Origin of the sequence: Caulobacter vibrioides, assembly GCF_002310375.3 — a bacterium.
GTDB classification, from domain to species: domain Bacteria; phylum Pseudomonadota; class Alphaproteobacteria; order Caulobacterales; family Caulobacteraceae; genus Caulobacter; species Caulobacter vibrioides_D.
In genome coordinates this window covers 1,539,413-1,564,636 of sequence record NZ_CP023315.3, presented here as the reverse complement: position 1 = coordinate 1,564,636, position 25,224 = coordinate 1,539,413, and the positions used below count along the sequence as shown (strand labels likewise).

25 protein-coding genes are annotated in these 25,224 nt (G+C 68.5%); 15 read left to right on the top strand and 10 right to left on the bottom strand.

What is annotated here, in order from left to right:
- The first annotated feature begins 105 nt into the window (after positions 1-105).
- Positions 106-300, top strand: coding sequence for a hypothetical protein (locus CA606_RS07420; protein ID WP_181242834.1), 195 nt, complete (start codon positions 106-108; stop codon positions 298-300).
- Between the two features lie 78 nt (positions 301-378).
- Complete coding sequence (locus CA606_RS07415; RefSeq protein WP_096051708.1) at positions 379-522, top strand: hypothetical protein; 144 nt, start codon at positions 379-381, stop codon at positions 520-522.
- Positions 523-530: 8 nt separating this feature from the next.
- On the opposite strand, the gene smpB is transcribed toward CA606_RS07415, so the two are convergent.
- Together smpB and dapA are read right to left on the bottom strand one after the other, a co-directional pair.
- Positions 531-989, bottom strand: coding sequence for an SsrA-binding protein SmpB (gene smpB / locus CA606_RS07410; RefSeq protein ID WP_096051709.1), 459 nt, complete (start codon positions 987-989; stop codon positions 531-533).
- Positions 986-1,873 (bottom strand): 4-hydroxy-tetrahydrodipicolinate synthase, encoded by an 888-nt coding sequence (dapA, locus tag CA606_RS07405; RefSeq protein WP_096051710.1) that lies wholly within the window; start codon positions 1,871-1,873, stop codon positions 986-988. The genes smpB and dapA overlap by 4 nt, the downstream gene beginning before the upstream one ends.
- A 255-nt stretch (positions 1,874-2,128) precedes the next feature.
- On the opposite strand from dapA, the gene CA606_RS07400 reads away from it, so the two are divergent.
- Positions 2,129-4,228 carry a lytic transglycosylase domain-containing protein gene (locus CA606_RS07400; RefSeq protein WP_181242833.1) on the top strand — a complete coding sequence of 700 codons (2,100 nt, stop codon included), beginning with the start codon at positions 2,129-2,131 and terminating at the stop codon, positions 4,226-4,228.
- 3 nt (positions 4,229-4,231) lie between these two features.
- Here the strand turns inward: CA606_RS07400 and CA606_RS07395 are convergent, their stop codons facing one another.
- The 4 genes from CA606_RS07395 to CA606_RS07380 are packed head-to-tail and all read right to left on the bottom strand — an operon-like array spanning position 4,232 to position 7,416.
- Positions 4,232-4,990 carry an ABC transporter ATP-binding protein gene (locus CA606_RS07395; RefSeq protein ID WP_096051712.1) on the bottom strand — a complete coding sequence of 253 codons (759 nt, stop codon included), beginning with the start codon at positions 4,988-4,990 and terminating at the stop codon, positions 4,232-4,234.
- Entirely contained in the window at positions 4,987-6,027 is a 1,041-nt protein-coding gene (locus CA606_RS07390) for a FecCD family ABC transporter permease (RefSeq protein WP_096051713.1), read from the bottom strand. Before CA606_RS07390 ends, CA606_RS07395 begins: the two co-directional genes overlap by 4 nt.
- Positions 5,970-6,776: an ABC transporter substrate-binding protein gene (locus tag CA606_RS07385; RefSeq protein WP_096051714.1), complete on the bottom strand. Its 807-nt coding sequence runs from the start codon at positions 6,774-6,776 to the stop codon at positions 5,970-5,972. Before CA606_RS07385 ends, CA606_RS07390 begins: the two co-directional genes overlap by 58 nt.
- 4 nt (positions 6,777-6,780) lie before the next feature.
- Positions 6,781-7,416, bottom strand: coding sequence for a TetR/AcrR family transcriptional regulator (locus CA606_RS07380; protein ID WP_096051715.1), 636 nt, complete (start codon positions 7,414-7,416; stop codon positions 6,781-6,783).
- A gap of 200 nt (positions 7,417-7,616) precedes the next feature.
- Between CA606_RS07380 and CA606_RS07375 the strand changes: the two genes are divergently transcribed.
- Genes CA606_RS07375 through CA606_RS07365 form a run of 3 tightly spaced genes read left to right on the top strand, consistent with a single transcriptional unit; the run spans position 7,617 to position 10,779 of the window.
- On the top strand, positions 7,617-9,053 hold the full coding sequence (locus CA606_RS07375; RefSeq protein ID WP_096051716.1) for a glycosyltransferase: 1,437 nt from the start codon (positions 7,617-7,619) through the stop codon (positions 9,051-9,053).
- A gap of 17 nt (positions 9,054-9,070) precedes the next feature.
- The gene (locus CA606_RS07370; protein ID WP_012640170.1) at positions 9,071-9,982 is read left to right on the top strand and encodes a class I SAM-dependent methyltransferase; all 912 of its coding nucleotides are present in this window, start codon (positions 9,071-9,073) and stop codon (positions 9,980-9,982) included.
- 5 nt (positions 9,983-9,987) lie between these two features.
- A complete protein-coding gene (locus CA606_RS07365; protein ID WP_096051717.1) occupies positions 9,988-10,779 on the top strand; it encodes a TrmH family RNA methyltransferase in 792 nt (263 codons plus the stop codon).
- Between the two features lie 123 nt (positions 10,780-10,902).
- On the opposite strand, the gene hrpB is transcribed toward CA606_RS07365, so the two are convergent.
- Positions 10,903-13,374 (bottom strand): ATP-dependent helicase HrpB, encoded by a 2,472-nt coding sequence (gene hrpB, locus CA606_RS07360; protein ID WP_181242832.1) that lies wholly within the window; start codon positions 13,372-13,374, stop codon positions 10,903-10,905.
- A gap of 99 nt (positions 13,375-13,473) precedes the next feature.
- Here hrpB and CA606_RS07355 point away from each other — a divergent pair, with 99 nt between their 5' ends.
- From CA606_RS07355 to CA606_RS07325, 7 genes are all read left to right on the top strand, one after another.
- Entirely contained in the window at positions 13,474-15,102 is a 1,629-nt protein-coding gene (locus CA606_RS07355) for an amino acid permease (protein WP_181242831.1), read from the top strand.
- Positions 15,103-15,203: 101 nt separating this feature from the next.
- On the top strand, positions 15,204-15,920 hold the full coding sequence (locus CA606_RS07350) for an MBL fold metallo-hydrolase (protein ID WP_096051720.1): 717 nt from the start codon (positions 15,204-15,206) through the stop codon (positions 15,918-15,920).
- A 90-nt stretch (positions 15,921-16,010) separates the two neighbouring features.
- Entirely contained in the window at positions 16,011-16,775 is a 765-nt protein-coding gene (locus CA606_RS07345) for a response regulator (RefSeq protein ID WP_096051721.1), read from the top strand.
- Positions 16,772-18,199: an ATP-binding protein gene (locus CA606_RS07340; RefSeq protein WP_096051722.1), complete on the top strand. Its 1,428-nt coding sequence runs from the start codon at positions 16,772-16,774 to the stop codon at positions 18,197-18,199. Before CA606_RS07345 ends, CA606_RS07340 begins: the two co-directional genes overlap by 4 nt.
- A gap of 112 nt (positions 18,200-18,311) precedes the next feature.
- The gene (locus tag CA606_RS07335) at positions 18,312-19,064 is read left to right on the top strand and encodes a hypothetical protein (protein WP_181242830.1); all 753 of its coding nucleotides are present in this window, start codon (positions 18,312-18,314) and stop codon (positions 19,062-19,064) included.
- A gap of 126 nt (positions 19,065-19,190) precedes the next feature.
- Positions 19,191-19,343, top strand: a complete 153-nt coding sequence (locus CA606_RS07330; protein ID WP_181242829.1) for a hypothetical protein — start codon at positions 19,191-19,193, stop codon at positions 19,341-19,343.
- A 23-nt stretch (positions 19,344-19,366) separates the two neighbouring features.
- On the top strand, positions 19,367-19,573 hold the full coding sequence (locus tag CA606_RS07325; protein WP_096051725.1) for a general stress protein: 207 nt from the start codon (positions 19,367-19,369) through the stop codon (positions 19,571-19,573).
- Between the two features lie 61 nt (positions 19,574-19,634).
- Here the strand turns inward: CA606_RS07325 and egtB are convergent, their stop codons facing one another.
- From egtB to CA606_RS07310, 3 genes are all read right to left on the bottom strand, one after another.
- Positions 19,635-21,791, bottom strand: a complete 2,157-nt coding sequence (egtB, locus tag CA606_RS07320) for an ergothioneine biosynthesis protein EgtB (protein WP_096051726.1) — start codon at positions 21,789-21,791, stop codon at positions 19,635-19,637.
- Positions 21,792-21,945: 154 nt separating this feature from the next.
- Positions 21,946-22,578, bottom strand: coding sequence for a TetR/AcrR family transcriptional regulator (locus tag CA606_RS07315; RefSeq protein ID WP_096053839.1), 633 nt, complete (start codon positions 22,576-22,578; stop codon positions 21,946-21,948).
- 65 nt (positions 22,579-22,643) lie between these two features.
- Positions 22,644-23,735, bottom strand: coding sequence for an MBL fold metallo-hydrolase (locus CA606_RS07310; protein WP_096051727.1), 1,092 nt, complete (start codon positions 23,733-23,735; stop codon positions 22,644-22,646).
- 86 nt (positions 23,736-23,821) lie between these two features.
- Here CA606_RS07310 and CA606_RS07305 point away from each other — a divergent pair, with 86 nt between their 5' ends.
- Together CA606_RS07305 and CA606_RS07300 are read left to right on the top strand one after the other, a co-directional pair.
- Complete coding sequence (locus CA606_RS07305; protein ID WP_096051728.1) at positions 23,822-24,730, top strand: haloalkane dehalogenase; 909 nt, start codon at positions 23,822-23,824, stop codon at positions 24,728-24,730.
- 14 nt (positions 24,731-24,744) lie between these two features.
- Complete coding sequence (locus CA606_RS07300) at positions 24,745-25,224, top strand: DUF1330 domain-containing protein (protein ID WP_096051729.1); 480 nt, start codon at positions 24,745-24,747, stop codon at positions 25,222-25,224.

Sequence of the window (25,224 nt, the reverse complement as noted above, 5' to 3'; positions counted from 1 at the left end):
GCTATCAACTTTACAATCTTTGACAATGAAATGGGGCTGACGCGCGTTAAGGACGTTCCGTACACAGCCCCAGGGGCGCGTTTCCACTTCAGGGAGCCCGTCGTCATGTTAGACGCCGCGCATTGCCAGCGTATCGAGATTGCACACGTTTCCGAAGGCTGGATCGTCACGGAGGGCGGCCGGCTGGCCGGTCGCTTCGAGACGGTCGAGACGGCCTACCAGCAGGCCCTCGCCATCTGCGACGACCTCTTCGAACAAGGCGTGCCCTCCCGGGTGTACGAGCTGCCCCAAGCGGCGTGAGGCGCTCTGCGCCGCGACTTTACAATCGTTGACAATCCCGGACCGCTGTTAGGGTTACCCTAAGGGCCAGGGACTGATTTGCCGCCGGGGGGCGGCCAAGCGGAGCCGAGTATGGCCCAGACAACGCGTACGACTCTGCGGACCGAGGTTCGAACCTACCTGATCGTCAGCGCCGGAGCGTTTGCTCTGGGCTTGGCGCTCGGCTTCTTCCTGATGGGCTAAACGCCGCCTCAGTCGCCGCGATCGCCCTTCATCAGACGCGCCTTGTCGCGCTGCCAATCGCGAGCAGCTTCGGTCTCGCGCTTGTCGTGCAACTTCTTGCCCTTGGCGAGACCCACCTCGAGCTTGGCGAGGCCCTTCTCGTTCCAATAGAGCTTGATCGGCACCAGGGTGCGACCTTCGCGTTGGACCGCGCCGATCAGCTTGTCGATCTGACGACGGTGCAGCAGCAGCTTCCGGTGACGACGCGGCTCGTGGTTGAAGCGATTGGCGTGGCCGTAGGGCGGAATGTCGGCGTTGATCAGCACGATCTCACGCCCCTCCACCGAGGCGTAAGACTCGGCGATGTTCGCCCGTCCGGTCCGCAGGCTCTTCACCTCGGTGCCCGTCAGCATGATGCCGGCCTCGAACGTCTCCTCGATGAAGTAGTCGAAGCGCGCGCGCCGATTTTCAGCGATCGGCTTGCTCATTCTTGCAGACCGGCCTCGCGCATGGCCTCCAGGATCGCGGGACGCACCGCCTCGGCGCAGGCCGTGATCGGAAGACGGACATCTTCCGTGCACAGGCCCAGTTGGGCCATAGCGAACTTGGTCGGCGCGGGCGAGGAGTCGAGGAACAGGGCCTTGTGCAGGCGCACCAGGCGGTCCTGCCAGTAAAGGCCCTTCTCCCATTCGCCCTGCATGCAGGCGTTCATGAAGGCCGAGCAGGCGTCCGGCGCGACGTTGGACGTCACCGAGATCACCCCATGGCCGCCATGGGCCATGTAGCCGAGCGCCGTCGGGTCATCGCCCGACAGCATCACCCATTCGGGGCCGCACATCAGGCGCTGGAAGCTGATGCGGGTCAGGTCGCCCGTGGCGTCCTTGATCCCGACGATGTTGGGCAGCTTGGCCAGGCGCGCCAGGGTCTCGTTGCTGATGTCCACGCCGGTGCGGCCCGGCACGTTGTAGACAAAGATCGGCAGCTCCACGGCGTCGTTGATCGCCTTGTAGTGCTGATACATGCCCTCTTGGCTGGGGCGATTGTAGTACGGCGTCACCACCAGGCACGCGTCGGCGCCGACGGTCTTGGCGTGGCGCGCCAGCTCGATGGCTTCATCCGTGGAGTTGCTGCCCGCGCCCGCGATCACGGGCACGCGCCCGGCGGCGGTCTTCACGCACAGCTCGACCACGCGGCGGTGCTCTTCGTGCGACAGCGTCGAGGTCTCGCCCGTGGTGCCGACCGGGACCAGGCCGTGCACGCCGCCGACGATCTGACGCTCGACCAGCGCGACGAACGCTTTTTCATCCACCTCACCGTCCCGGAACGGCGTGACGAGGGCCGGAATGACGCCCTTGAAGTGAGACTGGACCATGACTTGCAAATTGCCGTGAGGATGGGGCCGCGAGTGTTGCGGCGGGACGATGGAGGCGGACAATATGTCCCTGCCCCACCGACCCGCAACCGGCTCTGGGTGCGGATCAAAAGGGGCAGGTGCGATTTGATGGGCCAAGCCCTCCGGGTCAAGCCCGCGAGCGGACTTTAAGAACCCTATTGAGGCCTGAATCGTCCCATAGGGCTTGCGGACGAATTCGAGTATGAGGTCTGAAAGGACCGCAAGGAGAGCGTTTTGGTTTCAGAAATGCGCAAACTCTTGCTCGGAGGAGCTTGCATCGTGACCGTGGTCGGGGCCGCTGGCGCCCAGACGGCGACGTCCTACGCCTCCGCGCAAACCGCGCCCAGCCTGATCACCACACCCCCGACCGCCGTCACCACAGCGCTCAGCGACACCGACTCGGCCAACCTCCAGACCGCTCTGGCGGCGGCCAAGCGCGGCGACGTTTCCGGCGCGCGCATGGCCATGGACAGCCTGCAGGACCCCGTCGCCAAGAAGATCGCCCTATGGCAGCTGGTCGACAGCAACGCCGAGGCGCTGAGCTTCTTTGAGCTGGACACCGCCCGACGGGATCTGGCCGGCTGGCCGCGCGGCGCGCGGCGCGATGCGGCCGCCGAGAAGGCGCTTTCCACCTCGGGCCTTGATCCGGCGCGGATGATCGCCTGGTTCGGCGGCGTCCAGCCGACCACCGCCGAGGGCGCCATGGCCCTGGCCAGCGCCTATCAAGCCACGGGCCAGACCCAGCTGGCCACCGACCTCATTCGCAGGACGTTCCGCGACCGGGTGTTCGAGGCCGACACCCAACGCAGCATGATCGCCCGCTTTGGCGCGATGCTGACGCCGGACGACTATGTCCGCCGCGCCGACATCCTGCTGTATGGCCAGCAAGGGCCCGCCGCGCGCGAGATGGTCGCCATGCTGTCGGACACCCAGCAGGCCGCCGCCCGCGTTCGCATGGCCTATCGCGCCAACTCGGCCAGCGCCAACGACCTCTACAACAACCTGACCCCCGATCTGCAGGACTCGCCCGGCGTCGTGTTCGAGCGCGCGGCCTATCTGCGCCGCAAGGGCATGGACACCCTGGCCCTGCCGATGGTCGCAAACTTCCCGGCGCCGCCGACCGACGAGGCCTCGAGCGCGATCTGGCGTGAGCGCAAACTGCTGATCGTCGGCGCGCTCAAGTCCGGCGACAGCCGCAGCGCCTATGCGGCGGCCTACAACACCCAAGCGCTCGCGCCCGCCGACATCGCCGAGTCGGAGTTCTACGCCGGCTGGATCGCCCTGACCCGCCTGCGCGACGCCAACGCCGCCGCCGGCCACTTCGCTCAAATCGCAGCCGTCGGCGCCTCGCCCATCACCCGAGGCCGTGCCCTTTACTGGCAGGGTCGCGCCGCCGAAGCGCAGGGCGACCCGATTGCGGCTCAAGCCTTCTACGCCGAGGGCGCACGCCACATCACCACCTTCTATGGCCAACTGGCCGCCGAGAAGGCGGGGATCCGCGAACTGCGGCTGGAGCGCGATCCGGTCATCACCCAGGCCGACCGCGCCCGCTTCTACGGCCGTGAGCAAGTCCGCGCGGCGCGAATGCTGGCCGACATCGGGGCGAGGGACCTCTTCCGCAGCCTCGTGCTCTATATCGACGACACCCTGCCGAACGCCGAGGAGACCGCGCTGCTGGTCGACATGGCGCGCGGTTATGGCGACCAGGACCTGGCGATGCGCGCCGTGCGGACCGCCGCCCAGCGCGGTTTCATCCTGCCCGAGCGCGGCTATCCGCTGCTGGACCACCACTTCACGCCCGGTCCGGGCGCGGCCGAAACCGCGTTCGTCTATTCGATCTCGCGCCAGGAGAGCAATTTCGATCCCGCCGCCCGCTCGGGCGTCGGCGCGCGCGGCATGATGCAGCTGATGCCGGCCACGGCCTCGCTGGTCGCGCGCAAGCTGGGCGAGCCGCACTCGATCGATCGCCTGGGCGATGCGTCGTACAACATGCGCCTGGGTTCGGTTTACCTGGGCGACATGATCAAGACCTTCAGCGGCTCATACATCATGGCCTCGGCGGCCTATAACGCCGGCCCCGGGCGTCCGGCCCAGTGGGCGGGCCAATGCGGCGATCCGCGCGGCGCGTCCACCGACCCGCTCGACTTCATCGAGTGCATCCCGTTCTCCGAAACCCGCAACTATGTGATGCGGACGCTGGAGACGACGATGGTCTATCGGGCTCGTCTCAACGGGGGCGTCACGCCGCTGACCCTGTCCTCAGACCTCAAGCGCGGCGGTTATGTCTACACGCCGTCGGTCGCCTCGGCCGAAACGGTCAGCCCCCAGCCTTAAGCGTCAAGCGCGGCGGCGGGCCGCCAGAACGAATCCCGCCTCGGTCTCGATCAGGGCGCCGTCCAGTCCGAACACCTCGGCGAGGATCGCAGGGGATAGCGCCTCGCGCGGCGGCGCGTCCGCCACGATCCGCCCGCGCGACAGCACGACGATCCGGTCGCAGCTCCGCGCGGCGAGGCCCAGATCGTGGAGCGTGACGACCACGGCCGCGCCGTTGTCGGTCTCGCCCCGCAGCAGGTCCAGCGTCAGCAGTTGGGCGTCGGGATCGAGGCCGGCCACGGGTTCGTCGGCGACCAGCAGCGGCGCGCGCGTCGCCAGCAATCGCGCCAGCAGCACCCTCGCCCGCTCGCCGCCCGACATGTCCAGCACCCCGCGATCGGCGAGGTCGCCCGCCCCGACACGCGCCAGGCGTTCCAGCGCCAGAGCGTCAGCCTGCGCTTCGGCAAGGTCGCTGGCGCCCAGTGCGGCCACCATCCGGGCCGGCACGTTCCAAGCCACGCGGCGGTCCTGCGGCAGGTAGCCGACCAGTCGCGCACGCGCGGCCGGCGCCAGCTGCGCCACCGCCTGCCCCGACAGAAGCGCCTCGCCCGCAGCCGCCGGCAATAGCCCAAGCCCCGCGCGCAGAAGGCTGGTCTTGCCCGCGCCGTTGGGACCGACCACCCCGACGAGTTCCCCCGCCGAGACCGAGAGCGAGGCCGCCTCGATCACGGTCTTGCGCCCCTGCCGCACGGAAAGACTTCTCAGCGTCCACAGCGCGCTCATGACCGCCAGCTCCGCGCGGCGCGCCAGGCCAGCAGAGCGAAGGCGGGGGCCCCGAACAGCGCGGTGACGACGCCCAGTTTCAGCTCCTGCTCGGTCGGGATCATGCGCGCGGCGAGGTCGGCCAGCACCACCAGAAGCGCGCCCGCCAACGCCGCGGGCCAAAGGATGCGCTTGGGGTCGTCCCTGACCAGCGCCCGCACCAGATGCGGCGCGGCCAGACCCACAAAGCCGATCACGCCCGAGGCGGCCACCGCCGCGCCGGTCAACAGCGCCGATCCGGCCACCGCATAGACCCGCAGCCGCGCCATCGGCAGGGCCGACATCCGCGCGGCCTCCTCGCCCAAGGTCAGCATCCGCAGCCCCGCGCCGGCGCGCAGACACAGCGCCGCGCCCAGCGCCATGGGGACCAGCGCCCTCAAAGCGTCCATTAGGTCGCGGTTCTCGACCGAGCCCATCAACCAGGCCAGCATCTCGGCCGTCGCGACCGGCGAGCGCGAGAGGTTGAACACCAGGGCCGTCAGCGCGCCGCCAAAGGCCGACAACGCTACGCCGAACAGGATCAGCGCCTCGGGCTCACGAAAGCGCGCGGCGACGATGACGACCAGCGCGCCGGCGACGAGCGCGCCGGCTAGGGCCGACAGCTCGATGGCTCCAGGCAAAACCGCCAGGCCCGCCGAGATCGCGAAAGCCGCGCCCAGGCCCGAGACGGCCGACACGCCCAGCACGCCAGGATCCGCCAGCGGGTTGCGCAGCAATCCCTGCATGGTCGCCCCCGCCATGCCCAGCGCTGCGCCCACCAGCGCCGCAACCGCCACGCGTGGCGCGCGGATCGTCCAGAGCACCTCGGCCGGTGGAGAGCCGGGATGAAACAACGCTTGGCCGTACTGCTGAAGGGAAAAGGCCGTCTCGCCCAGCGTGACGGCCACGGCGGCCGCGAGCGCCAGCACCAGGGCCATGAGCAGACACAGACGCGACAGGCTCATCGCGCCGCCTTCGCCAGCACGACCGCGCCATCGGCGGCGAACCAGCCGGGGCATCCAACCATGGCGGCCGGCAGCGAGGCGACGGCGCGCGACTCCACCGCCCGGCGCAGAGCCGCGTGGCGCCCCGGGCCCCAGCGGTCCGCCCCGGCCAGGGCGCGATCAAACATGCCCAGCACCACGGCGGCCGGAGGCGTCATGACCATCTGCTCCAGAGACACCGGCGCGAAGTACGGCGCCTTGGTCGTGTTGGCATAGCCCGCCGCCCGTAAGATCGCATCGATCAGGGTGTTGGCGCCGGCCGTATAGCCGCCGGGCGTCAGATAGAGCGCCTCGCGCCGCCTCCCCGCCCCGGCGGCGTCCCTGAGGCGGGCGTCCATGGTCGCGATCAGCGCCTCGCCTTGCGGCCGACGATCCAGCGCGGCGGCGACCTTGCGGACATTGACTCGAACCCCGTCAAAGTCGGCCGCGTCATCCAGGGTGACGGTCGGCACGCCCTTGGCGGCCAGCGCCTGAGTGAGCCGCGCGTCCCCGCCCCACAACCGCACCACCAGCTGCGGTCGCGCCGAGACCAGGCTCTCGAAGGTGGCCCGGCGCAGCGGCAGGCCGGCGGCCTTGTCGCGCATGTAGCTGTCGGCGGCGACCGCCCGGTGCGAAAGGCCCACGATCGCCTCGCGCGGCGCCAGGGCCAGGACGTACTGGTCGGCGCACGAGTCGAGCGACATCACGCGCGGCGCGGCCCACGCCCCGGCCGGGGCGAGCGCCATCGCCGCCGCAAGGGCGCGAAAGGCCTTGGCGGCGTTCACGACCCTAGTCCGTGACCAGACCGTGCAGCAGCCCGTCGAGCATCACCGTCATCAGTTGCTCCGGTTCGGACCAGCCGCGCGAAGGCTTGGTGATCAGGAGCGAAACCAAGCCGTGGCAGCCGCTCCACAGCACCTCGGCCGCCTGGACCGCCGATCCCGACCGCAAGCGCCCCTGCGCCGCGATGTCGTGGACCGGCTCGCTGAACTTCTCGAAGCAGCGATCGCCCAGCGCCATGGTCTCACCGATCTTGTCGGATGTGACGTGATCGCCGGTGCTGCAGAACACCAGTTGGTAGGTGTTGGGATTGTCGAGCGCGAAGCGCATGTACGCTTCCAGCATCAGGCGCACGCGCGAGACCGGATCGATCGGCTGGCTGGCGATCTGGATGTTGAGGTCAAGCAGACGCTCGATCGCGTCGTTGCTGATCTCCAGAAGGATCTGATCCTTGTCGCGAAAGTGCATGTAGAGCGCGGTCGACGACACCCCCACGGCGTCGGCGATCTTGCGGATCGTGGCGCCGGAATAGCCCTCGGCGATGAAGATCTTCTCGGCCGCCGCCAGGATCTCGCCCCGGCGCAAGTGCCCGTCGCCTTTCGGCTTTCGAGCGGACTTGTGCGGCTTTTTCAGAACGACGGTCACGGACCTAGCTTCCCCTCAGTATCCCCCGACAGAACACTAAACGGGAATCACTCAGCCGTCGCAACCCGTCTGTAAGGGCGTGTCGCGCACCGCCCAGTCCGGAACAAAACCCGAAAACGCGTATTTTTTCATTTAACACGCTTGGGTTGAGATTCCGTTATCTGCTCCCGTCGGGGCGATCAGCGTATCCAGGGGCATCCATGGCGCGCGAAGACAGACGGCTGGAACCGGCGCTCGCGCCGGCGAGCGGACCTGTGTCCGCAGACGACATCAAGGCGCTCGGGGACACCTTTGTCGCCAGCACGCCCGAACGCGACGGCGCTCATCGTCCCCTGTCCCGGACGCAGGTCCTGGGGGTCGTCATCGCCGGGCTTCTCGCCGCGCTGGGCGTTGCCCTCGCGCCGATGGCGGCCTTCACAGCGGCGCACCACCTCTTCTTTGTGGTCTTCCTGCTGGGCGCCCTGACCCGGTTCGCGGCGGCGATGACGCCCCTGCCCCCGCGCAGGGCGCCGCCGCCGCCCGACGCCGACCTTCCGAGCTATACGATCATCACCCCGCTCTATCGCGAGGCGGAGGTGCTGCCGGAGCTGGTCGAAAGCCTGGCCGCCATCGACTACCCGCGCGACCGCCTGCAGGCGCTGATCGTGCTGGAGGCCGACGACGAGAGCACGCGCGCCGCCGCCCGGGCGCTGGACTTGCCCAGCTTCATCCAGGTGCTGGTGGCGCCGCCGGGAACGCCCCGAACCAAGCCGCGCGCCTGCAACTACGCCCTCGAACGGGCGCGGGGCGACCTGGTGGTGATCTACGACGCCGAGGACATGCCCGACCCGCAGCAACTTCGCGAGGCGGCCGCCCGGTTCGCCGCCGCCGACGCCCGCCTGGCCTGCCTTCAAGCGCCGCTGCGGATCGAGGACCCTGGCTTCTCGCTCTTCCTGCCGTCGCAGTTCCGGCTTGAGTACGCCGCCCATTTCGAGGTGCTGCTGCCGGCCCTGGCGCGCTGGGGACTGGCCTTTCCACTCGGCGGAACCAGCAACCACTTCAAGGCCGCCCCCTTGCGCGAGATTGGCGCGTGGGACCCCTACAATGTGACCGAGGATGCAGACATCGGCTTCCGGCTGGCGGCGGCGGGCTACCGTCTCGACGTGATCCAGCGTCCCACCTGGGAGACCGCGCCGACGACGCCAGAGCAGTGGTTCCCGCAGCGGGCGCGCTGGATCAAGGGTCATATGCAGACCCTGGCGGTGCACGCACGCGGTCCGCTCCCGACGCAACCGCGCAACGCCGTCGCGCTGGTCCTGACCCTGGCCCAGTCGGTCGCCGCCTCGCATCTGCATGGACCCGTCATGGCCGTGGCCGTCGCCTGGGCGCTCATCGACTTTCTGCCCGACGCGGCCTTTCACATCCCGCCCCACGATCTGACGCTCTACATGCTGGGATGGAGCGCGGCCGCGATCGCCGGCGCCCGCGGCGTGCTGCGCGCGGGCGGGCGGCCCAAGTGGCTGCACCTGCTGGGCATGCCCGCCTACTGGCTGTGCCAGAGCCTTGCGGCGGTCAAGGCGCTGCACCAGTTCATCGTCGCCCCGCACCACTGGGACAAGACCCTGCACGTACCGCGCTCTGGACCTTCGCACACCTAAGGCGGTATTGGCGGGCGATGGCACCGAAGATCGCTCCCGCCCCCATCGTTATGCGCACCACCGGCTGGGCCGACTACGCCCTGCTGGACAGCGGCCACGGCAAGAAGCTGGAGCGCTATGGTCGCTACACCGTCGTGCGCCCCGAGCCGCAGTGCTTCTGGGCGCCGCGCCTGGACCAGACGGTGTGGGACAACGCCGACGCCGTCTTCGATCCCACCGACGAGGACGAGGCCGGCCGCTGGCGCTTCAAGGGCAAGCCGATCGAGAAGTTCGACCTGGCCTGGGGCCAGGCGAAGTTCCACGGCCAGTTTACGCCCTTCCGGCACCTGGCCTTCTTCCCCGAACAGGCCGCCAACTGGGCCTGGCAGGACGAGCGCGTGCGGGCGCTGTGCGCGGGCTCAGGTCCGCAGCCCAAGGTGCTGAACTTGTTCGGCTATACGGGCGTGGCCTCGCTGGTCTGCGCCGCCGCCGGCGCGGCTGTCACCCACGTGGACGCCTCCAAGAAGTCGGTCGGCTTCGCGCGTGAAAACGCCGCCTTCGCCGGCCTGGCCGACAAGCCGATCCGCTGGATCGTCGAGGACGCCCGCAAGTTCGTGGCCCGCGAAGTACGGCGCGGCAACACCTATGACGGCATCATCCTGGACCCGCCCAAGTTCGGCCGCGGGGCCGACGGCGAGGTCTGGCGCCTGTTCGAGGACCTGGCGGCCCTGACCAAGGACTGCGCGGCCCTGCTCAGCCAAGACGCCTCGTTCCTGCTGATGAACGCCTATGCCGCCCGGGTGTCGGGCGCGGCGATGTCGGGCCTCTTGGCGCAGGAACTGCAAGGGCGCGGCGGCGTCATCGACTGGGGCGAGCTGTCCCTCGTCGAGGAAAAGGGCGACCGCCAGATCGGCCTGTCCTTCTTCGCCCGCTGGTCGTCGGAGGGTTGAGCGCCATGAACACCAAGACCGTCACCTCCCTGACCAATAGTACGGTGAAGGCCGTCCGCGCCCTGCACATGCGCAAGGAACGCGAGGACAGCGGCCTGTTCCTGGCCGAGGGCCTGAAGATCGTCATCGAGGCGATCGACTGCGGCCACGCGCCCAAGATTGTCATGTACGGCCCCGACGCGGCCGATCACCCGATGCTCAAGAAGGCCGTCGCCGCCTGCGTGAAGGCCGGCGGCGAAGTCATTGAGGTCAATCGCGAAATCCTCGAAAAGGTCTCGCGTCGCGACAACCCGCAGGCCGTGGTCGCGGTGTTCAAGCAGGTGTTCACGCCGCTCTCAGCCATCGTCCCGGAAAGCGCGCCGTGCTGGGTGGCCATGCAGGCCGTCCGCGATCCCGGCAACCTCGGCACCGTCATCCGCACCGCCGACGCAGCGGGCTGCGGCGGGGTGATCCTGGTCGGCGACTGCGTCGATCCCTATTCGGTCGAGGGCGTCCGCGCGACCATGGGCTCGATCTTCGCCGTGAAGATCGCCAAGGCCACGATCCCCGAGTTCCTGGCCTGGCGCGAAACCTGGCCCGGCAGCGTGGTGGGCACCCTCCTGACCGCCACCGTCGACCACAAGTCCGCCGACTATGTGAAGCCGTCGCTGATCCTGATGGGCAACGAGCAACAGGGCCTGCCGCCGGAACTGGCGGCGGCGTGCGATGTCAACGTGAAGATCCCGATGCGCGGCCGGGCCGACAGCCTGAACCTGTCGGTGGCGACGGGGATCATGATCTATACGGTGACGGGCTGATCAATCCTCCCCCTAGCGGGGGAGGTGTCGGCGCGTAGCGACGACGGAGGGGGAAGAGGCAAGCGCTCCAACCCTTCCCCCTCCGGCGCTTCGCGCCACCTCCCCCGTCAGGGGGAGGATTTCTTAAGTCCCTCGCGGCTTCGCCCGCGTTACCGGCGCGGCGCTGGCTGGATCATCCGGCCACACATGACGGGGATAGCGGCCCTTCATCTCGACCTTCACCTCGCGCCAGGAGCCCTTCCAGAAGCCCGGCAGATCCTTGGTGATCTGGATCGGGCGGTGGGCGGGCGAGAGCAGAGAGAGCGTCAGCGGGACCTTGCCGCCGGCGACGCTGGGGTGTTCGGAGAGGCCATAGAGCTCGCCCACCCGCACCTCGACGCGGGGCCCGCCCTCAGCGGCGTAGTCGATGGCGAAGCTGTTGCCGGTCGGGGCCTCGAAGCGGGCGGGCAAGAGCGTGTCCATCCTCCGCTGCAGGTCCCAAGGCACCAAGGTCTTCAGCGCATCGTGCAGCGCCCCCTCATCCAGGCTCACCAGCGACGAGCGCCCGGCCAGCAGCGGCTCCAGCCATTCGTCGAGGCGGTCGATCAGGGCGGGCTCTGACAGGTCCGGCCAAGCCTCGCCATCAACGTCGCGCAGGAAGGCCACGCGGTCCAGCAGCGCCCTGCCCCGCTCGCCCAGGCGCAGAGCTGACAGCCCTTCCGCCCGGACCTTGTCCATCAGCGCGCCGGCGATCATGGCCGGATCGGGGTTTTCGATCAGCCGCTCTTCCAGAACGAGCTTGCCCAGGCGCAGCAGGCGCTTGGCGCGCACCTTGCCGCCGGTGGTCTCCAGGCGATCCTCGGCGACCAGACGATCGGCGAAGGTCTCGCGCAGCTGCGCCTCGTCGACGGCGGCGGCCAGCAGGATGCGGTCCCGGCTGTCGCCGCCGCCCAGTTCGCCGACGGCCAGCCAGGGCTCGCGGGCCAAGGGATCGGTGGGCTCCAGATAGACGCCGCGACCGCCGGCCAGCTGGAACTCGCCCGGCTTGCCCCGCGCCTTGGCGACGCGTTCGGGATAGGCCTCGGCCAGTAGCAGGCCCATCTCCAGGGTCTTGGCGCCTGAAGCTCGCCCCGCCGCGCGCGACCAGCGCTCGACCAAGGCTATGGCGTCGCGGCCACGCGGCGAGCGGTCGCGGTGCAGGCCCTCCAGCCGCCGCCGCAGGTCGACATCGCGGCCGCCCAGCCCTTGCTCGGTCAGCACGGCGGCGATCTCGGCCGCCTCGCGCGCCTGGCCTGAGGCTGCGCCACGCGCCACCATGTGGGCCAGACGCGGCGGCAGCGGCAGGTCGGCCAGCGCCTTGCCGTGAGCGGTCAGGTCGCCCTGTGCGTCGAGGGCCTGCACGCGTATCAGCAGCGTCCGGGCCTCGGCGAAGGCGGCGGCGGGCGGCGGGTCGAGGAAGGTCAGGTCGCCGGGGTCTTTCGTCCCCCAGCGCGCGAGGTCCAGCGCCAGGCGCGACAGGTCCGCCTCCAGGATCTCGGGCCGGGCGAAGGCGGGCAGCGACCGCGTCTCGGGCTCGTCCCACAGGCGGTAACAGACACCGGGCTCGGTCCGGCCGGCGCGACCTCGGCGCTGGTCGGCGGCGGCGCGGCTGACGCGCACGGTCTCCAGGCGGGTGATGCCCGAGGCCGGATCAAAGCGCGGCACGCGCGCCTGGCCTGCGTCGATCACCACCCGTACGCCCTCGATGGTCAGGCTGGTCTCGGCGATCGAGGTGGCCAGCACGACCTTGCGCCGCCCCGCCGGGGCCGGAGAGATCGCGCGATCCTGCGCCGCCGGCTCCAGCGCGCCATACAGCGGCGCGATATCGACGTCGGAACGGCGCAGGCGCTCGTTCAGCCAGCTTTCCGCGCGCCGGATTTCGCCTTGGCCGGGCAGGAACACCAGAATCGAGCCGGTCTCCTCGGCCAGAGCGCGCTCGACCGCACGCCCGACCCGCTCTTCCAGTCGCTGGCGCTCGTCGCGCCCCAGATAGCGCGTGTCGACCGGGAACATCCGCCCCTGGCTCTCGACGATGGGCGCGTCATCCAGAAGGGACGAAATCCGGGCGCCGTCCAGCGTCGCCGACATGATCAGCAGGCGTAGGTCCTCGCGCAGCACGCTCTGCACATCGCGGGCGAAGGCCAAGCCCAGATCCGCGTCGAGGCTGCGCTCGTGGAACTCGTCGAACAGCACGGCGGCGATCCCGTCCAGGCCGGGATCGTCGAGAATCATGCGGGTGAACACACCCTCGGTGACGACCTCGATCCGCGTGCGGGCCGAGACTTTCGACTGCAGCCTGACGCGGAAACCGACTGTATCGCCAACGGCTTCGCCCAGATTGGACGCCATGCGCGCGGCCGCGGCGCGGGCGGCCAGACGCCTTGGCTCCAGAACGATGATCTTGCGGCCCTCGACCCACGGCGCGTCCAAGAGCGCCAAGGGAACAGCCGTGGTCTTGCCCGCGCCAGGCGGCGCAACCAGTACGGTCGCGTTGTTTGCGAGCAGCGCCGCCTTCAGCGCGGGCAGGACATTCTCGATCGGCAGCATTGGGTGGAGGCATAGCCCCTGAAATCGCATCCGTCACCGCAAGGCGTTGCGCGACGACGCCTCTCTGACTAACGTCCGCCCCCAATGCCTGACCGGCGGGGGTTCGCTGGTCGTTGGGGAAACGCACACATGGCCGGAAACAGGCTATTTTTGAAAAAGTCGATCGCGAGCATCCAGAAGGAGGCCGCGCATAGCCAGCTTAAGCGTACGCTGGGTCCCATCAATCTGATGAGCCTGGGCGTCGGCGCCATCATCGGCGCCGGCATCTTCGTGCTGACGGGTCAGGTGGCCTCGGCCAACGCCGGCCCCGCCATCATGCTGTCGTTCATCGTCGCGGGCATCGCCTGCGCCCTGGCCGGCCTGTGCTACGCCGAACTGGCCTCGACCATGCCGGTTTCGGGCTCCGCCTACACCTACGCCTACGGCACCCTGGGCGAGGTTTTCGCCTGGATCATGGGCTGGCTGCTCGTGCTCGAGTACGGCGTGGCCGCCTCGACCGTCGCGGTCGGCTGGTCGGGCTATGTGGTCAGCACCCTGCACGCCTTGGGGATCAACTTCCCCATGATCCAGGTCGCCGGCGCTGACGCCCCGATGTGGGCGACGCCGCTGATCCAAGCCGTGGCCGCGCCCGGCGGCGGCACGATGTTCGCCATGACTGGCACGCTGAACCTGGTGGCCGCCATCGGCATCGCCATGGTCTCGGCCCTGCTGGTGGTCGGCGTCAGCGAGTCCGCCAACGTCAACAACGCCATCGTGGTCATCAAGGTGATCGTGCTGGTGACGTTCATTGCGGTCGGCGCGCAGTACATCAATCCGGCCAACTGGCACCCCTTCATCCCCGAGCCGACCGGTCAGCCCGGCGAATTCGGCGTCGGCGGCATCTTCCGCGGCGCCGCCATCATCTTCTTCGCCTATGTCGGCTTCGAAGCCGTTTCGACCGCCGCCGCCGAAGCCAAGAACCCCTCGCGCGATGTGCCGATCGGCATCCTGGGCGCCCTGGTGATCTGTACGCTGATCTACATGGCCGTCGCGGCCGTGATGACCGGCGTGGTGCCCTTCCGTGAACTGGCCAGCCCGGCCCCGATCGCTGTCGCCATCGACCGCATGGGCCTGGAATGGGCCGACGTCCCGTACGCTGCGGCCGAGGGCGGCAAGCTGAACCTGATCAGCTTCGCCATCAAGATCGGCGCCATCACCGGCCTGTCCTCGGTCATGCTGGTGCTGTGCTACGGCCAGACCCGCATCTTCTACACCATGGCCCGCGACGGCCTGCTGCCGAAGGTGTTCGCTGAGATTCACCCCAAGTTCCGCACCCCCTGGATGGGCACCATCCTGCTGGGCGTCGTGATCGCCATCGCCGCCTCGTTCCTGCCGATCAGCCTGCTGGGTGATCTGATGTCGCTGGGTACGGCCGTCGCCTTCTCGATCGTCTGCTTGTCGGTGATCTACCTGCGCATCAAGCACCCCGACCTGCCGCGTCCGTTCAAGGTTCCGGGCGGCATGTTCACCGCTGCTGCGGGTATCGCGGCCTGCTTGTTCCTGGCCGACCAGAACTTCCAGCCGATGATCGTTCACGCGATGAACGACAACCCGCTGCCGCTGATGATCCTGGGCGGTTACGCCGCCGTCGGCGCGGTCATCTACATCGCCTACGGCTTCTGGCACTCGAAGCTGGCCAAGGGCATCGACATCACCGAAGAGACCGACATGAACTCGCCCGCCGAGGCGATGGGTCGTGGCGTCGACGACGTGAAGTAAAGCGCTCCACCCTGGTGGACACAGAAGGCCCGGGAGCGATCCCGGGCCTTCTTCATTTGGGGCGGTGCTGCGTCTATGCTGCGGCGATACGAGGAGTTTCCATGACCCAGACCATGCCGATCGGCGCCGTGATCGCCCCGGTCACCCCGTTGCAGCAGAACTGCACGATCGTCTGGTGCGCCAAGACCATGAAGGCGGCCGTGATCGATCCGGGCGGCGAGGTCGATCGCCTGCTGAAGGCCATCGCCGACAAGGGGCTGACGCTGGAGAAGATCTGGATCACCCATGGCCATATGGACCACGCCGGCGGCGCGGCCGAACTGAAGGCGCGGACGGGGGTTCCGATCGAGGGTCCTCATAAGGACGACCAGTTCTGGATCGATCGCATCCAGGAAAGCGGCGAGATGTACGGCATCCCTGAGGCCCGCATCTTCGTCACCGACCGCTGGCTGGACGACGGCGACACGGTCACCCTGGGCGAGACCCAGTTCGAGGTGTTCCACTGCCCCGGCCACACGCCAGGGCACGTGGTGTTCTTCCACCGCGAGACCAAGTTTGCCCAGGTCGGCGACGTCCTGTTCCAGGGCTCGATCGGTCGGACCGACTTCCCGATGGGCAACCACCAGGACCTGATCGACTCGATCACTCAGAAGCTCTGGCCGCTGGGCGAGGACGTGCGCTTCGTGCCCGGCCATGGCCCCATGTCGACCTTCGGCGCCGAGCGGCGCGGCAATCCCTTCGTCGGGGACCGCGTGGTCGCGGCGATGAAGGCCCAAGGCGCCGGCTTCGCGATCCCGAAGAACAATTCCCCCGGCTAGGCAGGCCTGAGACGTCTGGTCGCGGACTGGGTTGCGCAGCTGTTTCAGCCGTGAAATCTGAACGTGACCGGCGCGTGACAGGAAATTGGCATGGAAAACGTCCAAAACGCCGTCCAAAGCGAGCTCGAGGCCGTCCGCGGGGCGCCCTCGCGGATCCTGATCGTCGATGACGATCCAGGCATACGCGACGTCGTGTCCGACTTTCTCGCCAAGCATGGCTATGTGGTCGAGACCGCCCAGGATGGGCGCACGATGGAGCAGGTTCTGGCGCGCGGGCCAATCGACCTGATCGTTCTCGACGTCATGCTGCCCGGCGAGGACGGCTTGGCCATCTGCCGCCGGCTCTCCGCCACGCCCGAAGCGCCCGCCATCATCATGCTGTCGGCGATGGGCGAGGAAACCGACCGCATTGTCGGCCTGGAACTGGGCGCCGACGATTACCTGCCCAAGCCCTGCAACCCGCGCGAGCTGTTGGCCCGCGTCCGCGCCGTGCTGCGTCGACGCCAGGAGCCCCGCGCGGTCGACGACGCGATGGGCGCGGCCTGCGAGTTCGCTGGCTGGCGTCTGGACCTGGTGCGTCGCGAACTGCGCTCTCCCCAGTCGATCGTCGTGAACCTGTCGAGCGGTGAGTTCTCGCTGTTGCGCGCCTTCGTGGAGCGCCCCCAGCGCGTGCTGACGCGCGACCAGCTTCTGGACCTGGCGCGAGGCCGTGACAGTGACGCCTACGACCGCGCGATCGACGTGCAGATCAGCCGTCTCCGCCGCAAGCTGGATGATGGTGGGGGGAGCGAGCTGATCCGCACCATCCGCAGCGAAGGCTACATGTTCACCGCCAAGGTTGTGCGCACGCCATGATTTTGTCCCGGCGCGGCGCGCCGCTGTTCGTGCAAGCCCTGGAACTGGTGATCGTCACCCTGGTGGCGGCCCAGCTGATCTCGATCGCGGTTATCTTCACCCTGCCCCCGCCGCCGCCGGAGTTCTACCGGTCCAGCGAGATCGTCAGGGCGCTCAAGACCGGGCAATCGGTTCAACCGCGCGACGGTCGGCTTCTGGTCGTCAAGCAAGGCGGCTCGATCCGCATGGGCAATCCCGAGACGCCCCGTCGCGCCGACTTCAAGGCCGGCATTGGCAAGGCGCTAGGCGTTCCGGCAAACCGTATCGAACTGCAGATCGACAACGGCCCGCGCTTCTTCGTTCGCCGCACGCCGGTGACGCCCCCCAAGCCGGACGCGCCGCCGACGCAGGGCAATGGTCAGCAGCAGGGCGCACGCGAACCCTTCGCCCGCGAAGGCGGCGCGCCGGGCGGCGGGAATGGGCGCAACGCCCAGGCCCGGGACGAGCCCCTGATCTTTGGCGACTTCAAGGTCGGCGTCCGGCAAAGCGACGGTCACTGGCTGGTCGTTGAGCCCAAGCCCACCCTGCGCTTCGACAGCTGGCAGCAGCGCATTCTGCTGATCCTGCTGCTTTCGGTGATCGCCGTGACGCCGCTGGCCTGGCTGTTCGCCCGTCGGCTCGCCCAGCCCATCACCGCCTTCGCCGACGCCGCCGAGCGCCTGGGTAAGGACCCGCGCACCCCGCCGCTCAACATGACCGGATCGGGCGAGGTCGTGGCCGCCGTCAACGCCTTCAACATGATGCAGGAGCGCTTGCGCCGCTACGTCGAGGACCGCACGGCCATGGTGGGCGCGATCGCCCACGACCTGCGCACGCCGTTGACGCGCCTGAAGTTCCGCATCGAGGCCGTGCCAGAAGATATCCGCCCGAAGCTGGCCGCCGACATCGATCAGATGGAAGCGATGATCTCCGCCACGCTGGGCTTTGTGCGCGACACCAATCGGCCCGCCGTTCGCACCAAGCTGGAGCTGTCCTCGCTCCTCGAGAGCGTGATCGACGAGGCGGCCGAAACGGGGGGGGACGCGACGGTCGACCGGGCCGAGAAAACGGTGATCGAAGGCGACCCGGTGGCGTTGAAGCGACTCGTGTCGAACCTGGTCGAGAACGCCTTGAAGTACGGCGGCCGCGCCCGGGGTCGGGTCTTTTCCGAGGACGGCATGGCGATCATCGAGATCGATGATGATGGCCCTGGCGTGCCGCCGGCGGAGTTGGAGCGGGTCTTCGAACCGTTCTATCGCGGAGAGCCTTCCCGTAATCGCGAGACGGGCGGCATCGGCCTTGGACTGGCGGTCGTCCGGTCGCTGGCCCGCGCCCATGGCGGCGACGTCACCCTGGCCAACCGTCGGGGCGGCGGGTTGAGCGCCACGGTGAAGCTGCCAGCCTGATTGCGGCGCGAACAGGTCGCGATTGTTTCTTGACCGAGAGACGACCGGTCTGCGCCGTCATCTCAAGGCCAAGCTTGTGGTCTCCATAGCGACACCGCTTGGAGACACCCGCATGATGCTTCGCTCGCTTGGCCTGACGGCCGCCCTCGCAACCCTCCTGGCCGCGTGCGCCAGCGCGCCGCCAGGAGCCCTTGGCGAACGTCCCGGGCGACCAGGCGATGACGGCCCCCGAGGTGGGGCGGGCGGTCCGCAACTGTTCATCAGCCCCGCCGGCGAGCCCTTCCGCGCGCCGCCCAACGCGCCCTACCCCGTCGGAGCCTGGTTCGCGGGCGCAGACGCCAACCACGACGGCGCGTTGGACCGCGAGGAGTTCATCGCCGACGCCCTTCGCTTCTTCGCCGTGGTCGACGCCGACCGTAGCGGGGTCATCGATGGCTTCGAGGTCTCCGCGTACGAGAACCGGATCGCGCCGGAGATCATCGGCGGGGCCGCGCCCAGCACCCTGCGCCGAGGCCCCATGGGGCTTGGACAGGCCGGCGACGGTGACGTCGGGCCAAGACGACGACCATCGGGCGGCAATGCGCTGCAAGGCGCAGCGCTTTATGGCCTCATCGCCGAACCGCAGCCGGTCATGGCGTCGGACGGCGACTTTGATCGACGGATCACCCGCGACGAGGCGACCAGGGCCGCGAAGACACGCTTTGCTCTGCTCGACACCGACAAGGATGGGCGGCTGCATCTGGCTGAGCTGCCCAAGACCCCGGCGCAAAAGGGCTTGCGGCTGGGACGCGGCGGCGGTCAAGGCCCGGATCGGATGCGAGGTCCGGGCGGCTCAGGGGGCCGAGGCGGCGCGCCGCGTGGCTGACCCTACTGGCCTGCCGTCGCCGATGGGCGCCGAAACGATCGCCGTACGGCGCAATAAGTCGCCCAATCGGTGAACCGAAAGCGGCTTCACCGGTTACTTCACTGGAACGCAGAGGAAACGACGCCAGTGACCGACCCCGACGCCCCGCCGCCGATCGAGCCCAAGCCGCCCGAGTACGAGCCCGGCGTCGTCCCCGTCGAGGAGCCCCCAGCCTCGCCGCCGGTCGATCCCGGGGACGACCGTCCCTATGGCGCGGTTTCCACCGCGCGCCGCCTGTGACCAGTCCCCACTAGGAGCCCCAGATGGACACCGATAGCGAACGTCCCCGCGGCCGTCGCGGTTTCGCCGCCATGGATCCGGAACGCCGCCGCGAGATCGCCAGGAAGGGCGGCGCTAGCGTGCCCAGCGAGAAACGCAGCTTCGCCAAGGATCGAGACCTCGCCGCCAACGCCGGGCGCAAGGGTGGCTCATCCTCACGCGGCGGAAGACCCGCCGACCGCTCGCTTTAGTCCGGCAGAATGCGCACGCGCCGGCTCCGTACACGGGGCCGGCGCGTTTTCGCATGCGCGCTCAGGCGGTGAGCACGTAGATCGCGAAGGTCGGATCCTCATTGATCCAACGCTCAGCCACGACCCAGCCCGCCCGCGTGGCGATCGCCTCGAACACTTCGGGCCGATACTTGTAGGAGTTCTCGGTGTGGATGGTCTCGCCGGTCGCGAACCGGAAGCCATAGTCTCCGACCATGACGATCTGCTCGCATCGGCTTTCCAGATGCATCTCGATCCGGCTCTCCTGGGCGTTCCAAACCGCCCAATGCGCGAAAGCCTCGGGATCGAAGGTTCCGTTCAGCGCCCGATTGATGTGGGCCAGGATGTTGCGATTGAAGGCCGCCGTCACGCCTTGGGCGTCGTCATAGGCGGGCACGAGGACGTCCGGGCTCTTGGCGACGTCCGCGCCGACGATGAACATGGCCCCCTCGCCCAGCAGCGTCCGCGCGCGCCGCAGAAGCGCCTCGGCCTCGTCCGGCGGAAAGTTGCCGATCGTCGAGCCCGGAAAGAAGCCCACCGAGGCGCGGCCCTTCGCACCCTCGGGCAAGTCGATCGCCCGCGTGAAGTCATCGACCAGCGGCGCGACCGCCAGCTTGGGATAAGCGTCTCGCAGGCTTTCGGCCGCCGCGTCCAAGGCGCTGGGGCTGATGTCGATGGGCGCGTAGACCGCCACCTGCGGCGCGGCGTCCAGCAGGAGCCGGGTCTTGGTGCTGGCGCCGCTGCCGAACTCGATCAGGGCTGCGCCCTTGGGAATCCGGGCCGCCAGTTGCGGCGCGATCCGCGACAACAGAGCGGTCTCGGTTCGGGTCAGATAGTACTCCGGCAAGGCGCAAATCGCCTCGAACAGGCGCGAACCCTCGGCGTCGTAGAAGTACTTGGCGGGAAGCGACTTCGGCTCGGCCGAAAGCCCCGCAACAACCTCATCGAGGAAGCTGTTTTCCGTCGTCACCGCTGACAGGCGGTCGTCATCGGCGAGGCGCACGCCTGCGAACATCCACCGGCTGCCGGGATGGAAGAAGTTGCGATAGGTCGTCCGCGCATGCCCGGGCGGCGTCGCCGTGCAGCCGCCGCGCAAGGTCATCTGGTTGACCATGAACTTGCCATTGTACTCCCCCAGCGCCCCCGGCCCTGGCCGGAAACCGGGATACGGGGCGTAGGCGCTGGAGGTCCATTGCCAGGCCTCTCCGAAGAGCTGGCGTGGCGATAGGGCCCCGCTCGCGCTCGCGGCGGCTTCCCATTCGACCTCGGTCGGCAGACGGCGCCCGGACCAGGCGGCGAAGGCGGCCGCCTCGTAGTAGCTGACATGGACGACAGGCGCGTGCGGATCGACGGGATGGCGCCCCTGAAGCGTCATGGTGCTCCAGCCGTCGCGCTCACGGCGCCAATAGGCGGGCGCCTCCCATCCTTCGGCGCGCGCCAGGGCCCAGCCGTCCGCCAGCCAGAACTCGACGCGGCCGTAGCCTTCCGCCTCAATGAAGGCCAGCCAGTCGCCGTTGGTGACGAGGCGATCGGCCAGCCTGAACGGCGCGACGTACGACTTGTGGCGAGGCCGTTCGTTATCGAAGGCGAAGCCCGTGTCGCGTGCCCCGATCTCGACGAGACCGCCTGCGAACCGGTGAAACCTCTGGGGACCGGGGTCCGCATAGGCCCTTGGGGCGGCAGGCCGATAGGCGGGGCTGAGCGGCGACTGGGCGAACAGGTGCAAAACATCCATCAGGATGAGTTCCTGATGCTGCTCCTCGTGCGCCAGGCCAAGGTCGAGCCGCTCGATGACCTCGGCCGACGGCGCGCCGGCCAGCAGCCGCGCCATCGCCGCGTCGACGTGCGCGCGATAGTCACCAACCTCAGCCGCTGTGGGGCGGGTGAGCAGCCCCCGTTGAGGACGTGGCTGTCGAGGACCCACCGCCTCATAGTAGGAATTGAAGAGATAGCCGAAGGCCGGATCAAAGACCTCGTACCCCGGCAGGAACGGCGTCAGCAGAAACGTCTCGAAGAACCAGGTGGTGTGCGCACGGTGCCATTTGGTCGGGCTGGCGTCGGGCATCGACTGGGCGCTCTGGTCTTCCGGCGACAGCGGCGCGGCCAAGCTATCCGTCCGGCGGCGAACCTCGAAATAGCGGTCGGTAAGGCTCACGGGGGCGGGCGCGAAGCCGACCAGGGGCATATCGTCGGGGGTCATGAGCGCTCCTGAGGGCAAGCTAGCATCGCCGACGCCCAGCGACGACAACGTTCCCCGTACTTCCGTGTTCCAAGGCGCGCATTGAAGGCGTCAGACACCAAACTGCTGACAAGGGGTGGCAGCAACCGGTCCGCCACACCCCCGCTCAGCCGGCTCAGGCCTCTTGAGAGGTCTCCAGCAGACCGCTGATCATCGCCTGCAGAACCTCTGTCGCGCGCTTGGGCGTCAGCTCTTGGTCGCGGCGCAGCCGGTTCCAGGCGTCGAAGCTGAGCAGCATGTCGATACCTTCGAACCGCACGCGATCCTTGGCGATCTCGGGCGGCAACTGGCGGCGAAGGATTTCTCGCGAGATCTCCACCATCTTGGTGTTGTCGGCCACCAGCGTCGGCGAGCTGTGGCGCAGAACCTCTGAAGCGCGCTTGAAGGGGCCGATCCGCTCATAGGCCCAGCCTCGACGCTCCACGAGCTCCAGCACGCGGTCGCGCCAGGTCGCGCCCTTGAACGGCGTGTGGACCAGCGACATCAGCTCGTCCTCGATCACCGCCGACATCTCAAGATAAAGGCTCTCGAGATCCTTGAAGTGGCGAAACACCGTCCTCAGCCCGACGTCGGCGCGCGTCGCGACCAATTCCGCCGAGGGCGAGATGTCCCCTTCCCGCACCAGATCGAGCATGGCCTGGACGATCCGGGCGCGGCTGTCCTGCGAACGCCGGCGGCGACCATCCGCGGCGGGGGCTTCGGGCTCGATATCGGCCCCCGCTCGAAGATAGCGCGGCGCGGAACTCACCAACGGGAACCTCTCTCTATTCGGCTCCTGCTTAGCCCCGCGACCGGCGCGGGGCCAAGTCCAATCTAGAGCGCGAGCAGGCGGTTGGACCACTTGATCTCCTTGGACCCCACCGGCAGCGAGGCGAAGTCGCCATCGCGGCCGACCTTGATGGGGCCATCGAAGATCTCGCGCGAACGCCCCAGGAACGGACCGTCCAGCGCACGCACCGGCAGCGGCGGTATGATGTGGTAGAACAACAGCGCGCCGACGCCGGCCGCCTTGGCCTCCTCAGCCGCGACCTCCGGGGCGGTGTGGTAGTCGAGAATGTCGTGGAAGATCTTGGCGTAGTTATCGCGTCCGATCTTGTCGGCGACCTCCTTTTGAACGGCGACGAGGTTCGGGGCCAGGCCTTCGTGCAGCAGCAGGTCCGCGCCTTTGGCGGCCTTCACCAGGCGGTCCGAGGGGCCGGTGTCGCCGCTGATCACGACGCTGCGACCCTTGTATTCGAAGCGATAGCCGACCGCGCCCTCGACGGGATGATGCGCGACCGGGAAGGCCCAGACCTTCAGACCGGGCTTCTCCAGCACCAGCACATCCGGCGCCGCCGGATCAGCCACGAACGCGCGCGCCTCGCCGCCGAACCCAGAAGGCGGCGCGACGGCCTCGCCGTGGTGGGCGATGCGATAGCCGCGATCCAGCGTATAGGCCTGCTCGAAGCCCTGAACGACCTGCTCCAGCCCTTGCGGGCCATAGACCGGCGTCGGCGTCTTCGAGGCGCCGCCCGCCCAGCGCTGCAACATCAGCTCGCCAAGATCGGCGATGTGGTCGGAGTGATAGTGGGTGATGAACACCGCGCTGACGCGTGGCGGCGGCATGTTCATCAGCAGCAGATTGCGGGTCGAGCCCGACCCGGAGTCGACCACGAACAGATCCTTGCCGGCGACCACCGCCACGCAGGGGCCCGACCGCAACGGGTCGGCCATGGGCGAGCCGGCGCCACACAGTCCCACGTGCAGGCCGTCAGGCAGATCCTTCATCGTGTCGACGGCCAGGACCTGCTCATAAACCTTGCGCATGGCGGCCTGCGCCAGCCTTTCGCGCATCAGCCAGGCGGTCCCTAGACCAACCGCAATCACGCCCGCCGCGACGCCCAACCCGATCCAGACCTTGCGCATCCGCCCTCTCCATCTCGTCCTTGACCAATAGGCGTCATAATGGCACGCATAGTGTCAATAAAAATCTCGACGGTCGGAGGAATCTCATGGATGTGTTGCGGACGCCGGATGCTCGGTTCGAAGGCCTCGCCGATTGGCCCTACGCCCCGCGCTACACGGAGGTGACCGACGCCGACGGCACGGCCCTGCGCATCCACCACGTGGATGAGGGTCCCAAGGATCAGCGGCCGATCCTGCTGATGCACGGCGAGCCGTCGTGGGCCTACCTCTACCGCAAGGTGATCGCCGAACTGGTCGCCAAGGGCCATCGCGTCATCGCGCCGGACCTGGTGGGCTTTGGCCGGTCCGATAAGCCCGCCAAGCGCACCGACTACACCTACGAGCGCCATGTGGCCTGGATGAGCGCGTGGCTGGAGAAGAACGACCTTACGGACATCACGCTCTTCTGCCAGGACTGGGGCGGCCTGATCGGCCTGCGCCTGGTGGCCGCGTTTCCGGAGCGCTTCTCGGCCGTCGTGGTTTCCAATACCGGCCTGCCGATCGGCGTGGGCAAGAGCGAGGGTTTCGAGGCCTGGCTGAACTTCAGCCAGAACACGCCGGAACTGCCGGTCGGCTTCATCCTGAACGGCGGCACGGCCCGCGACCTGTCCGACGCCGAGCGCGCGGCCTATGACGCGCCGTTCCCCGACGAAAGCTACAAGGAAGGCGCGCGGATCTTCCCCGCCCTGGTCCCGATCACGCCCGAACACGCCTCGGTCGAAGAGAACAAGACCGCCTGGGCCGTGCTGGAAACGTTCGAGAAGCCCTTCGTCACCGCCTTCAGCGACGCCGATCCGATCACGCGCGGCGGCGAAGCGATGTTCCTGGCCCGCGTGCCCGGAACCAAGAAGGTGGCGCACACCACGCTGAAGGGCGGCCACTTCGTGCAGGAGGACAGCCCCGTCGAGATCGCCGCCCTGCTGGACGGTCTCGTCGCCAGCCTGCCGAAACCCTAAACCGGAGCGTTCAGATGAAGGTCGTCAACACCGTCTTCCCCAGCCCCGAGCAGTTCCAGGACTTCTTCGGCGCAGCGGATGATGGCCCGTTCGTGATGGTCAACCTGCTGAAGTTCAAGGAGAAGGCCGAATATCCCGACGGCTCGGAACCCGAGCTTTCGGGCCGCGAGGCCTACGCCCGCTACGGCGCCGTCGTCTCCGGCCTGATCGAGGCCCTCGGCGGCCGCATCCGCTATAGCGGCGCGGTCACCGGCCTGCTGCTCGGCGAGGTCGAGGAGATGTGGGACGCCGTGGCCCTGGCCGAGTACCCGTCCCTCGCCGCCTTTCAGGCCATGGCCCTGTCGCCGGAGATGCACGCCATCGAGCACCACCGGAAGGCGGGCCTCGCGGGGCAGTTGAACATCCGCACGCGCCCGGCTCCGGGGTTCGAGTCGCAAGGCGCGCGTGACAGCGAGCGCCTCTGGTCGCCGGAAAAGGCTAGCGTCGTGAACTGA

Coding starts and splice junctions, on each gene's coding strand:
- dapA (WP_096051710.1), bottom strand. CDS start 1,873: ATGGTCCAGTCTCACTTCAAGGGCGTCATTCCGGCCCTCGTCACGCCG.
- CA606_RS07305 (WP_096051728.1), top strand. CDS start 23,822: ATGGATGTGTTGCGGACGCCGGATGCTCGGTTCGAAGGCCTCGCCGAT.
- CA606_RS07365 (WP_096051717.1), top strand. CDS start 9,988: ATGAACACCAAGACCGTCACCTCCCTGACCAATAGTACGGTGAAGGCC.
- egtB (WP_096051726.1), bottom strand. CDS start 21,791: ATGACCCCCGACGATATGCCCCTGGTCGGCTTCGCGCCCGCCCCCGTG.
- CA606_RS07345 (WP_096051721.1), top strand. CDS start 16,011: ATGGAAAACGTCCAAAACGCCGTCCAAAGCGAGCTCGAGGCCGTCCGC.
- CA606_RS07370 (WP_012640170.1), top strand. CDS start 9,071: ATGGCACCGAAGATCGCTCCCGCCCCCATCGTTATGCGCACCACCGGC.
- hrpB (WP_181242832.1), bottom strand. CDS start 13,374: ATGCGATTTCAGGGGCTATGCCTCCACCCAATGCTGCCGATCGAGAAT.
- CA606_RS07395 (WP_096051712.1), bottom strand. CDS start 4,990: ATGAGCGCGCTGTGGACGCTGAGAAGTCTTTCCGTGCGGCAGGGGCGC.
- CA606_RS07355 (WP_181242831.1), top strand. CDS start 13,474: ATGGCCGGAAACAGGCTATTTTTGAAAAAGTCGATCGCGAGCATCCAG.
- CA606_RS07335 (WP_181242830.1), top strand. CDS start 18,312: ATGATGCTTCGCTCGCTTGGCCTGACGGCCGCCCTCGCAACCCTCCTG.
- smpB (WP_096051709.1), bottom strand. CDS start 989: ATGAGCAAGCCGATCGCTGAAAATCGGCGCGCGCGCTTCGACTACTTC.
- CA606_RS07325 (WP_096051725.1), top strand. CDS start 19,367: ATGGACACCGATAGCGAACGTCCCCGCGGCCGTCGCGGTTTCGCCGCC.
- CA606_RS07390 (WP_096051713.1), bottom strand. CDS start 6,027: ATGCCCCGGCTGGTTCGCCGCCGATGGCGCGGTCGTGCTGGCGAAGGC.
- CA606_RS07420 (WP_181242834.1), top strand. CDS start 106: ATGTTAGACGCCGCGCATTGCCAGCGTATCGAGATTGCACACGTTTCC.
- CA606_RS07300 (WP_096051729.1), top strand. CDS start 24,745: ATGAAGGTCGTCAACACCGTCTTCCCCAGCCCCGAGCAGTTCCAGGAC.
- CA606_RS07350 (WP_096051720.1), top strand. CDS start 15,204: ATGACCCAGACCATGCCGATCGGCGCCGTGATCGCCCCGGTCACCCCG.
- CA606_RS07375 (WP_096051716.1), top strand. CDS start 7,617: ATGGCGCGCGAAGACAGACGGCTGGAACCGGCGCTCGCGCCGGCGAGC.
- CA606_RS07340 (WP_096051722.1), top strand. CDS start 16,772: ATGATTTTGTCCCGGCGCGGCGCGCCGCTGTTCGTGCAAGCCCTGGAA.
- CA606_RS07310 (WP_096051727.1), bottom strand. CDS start 23,735: ATGCGCAAGGTCTGGATCGGGTTGGGCGTCGCGGCGGGCGTGATTGCG.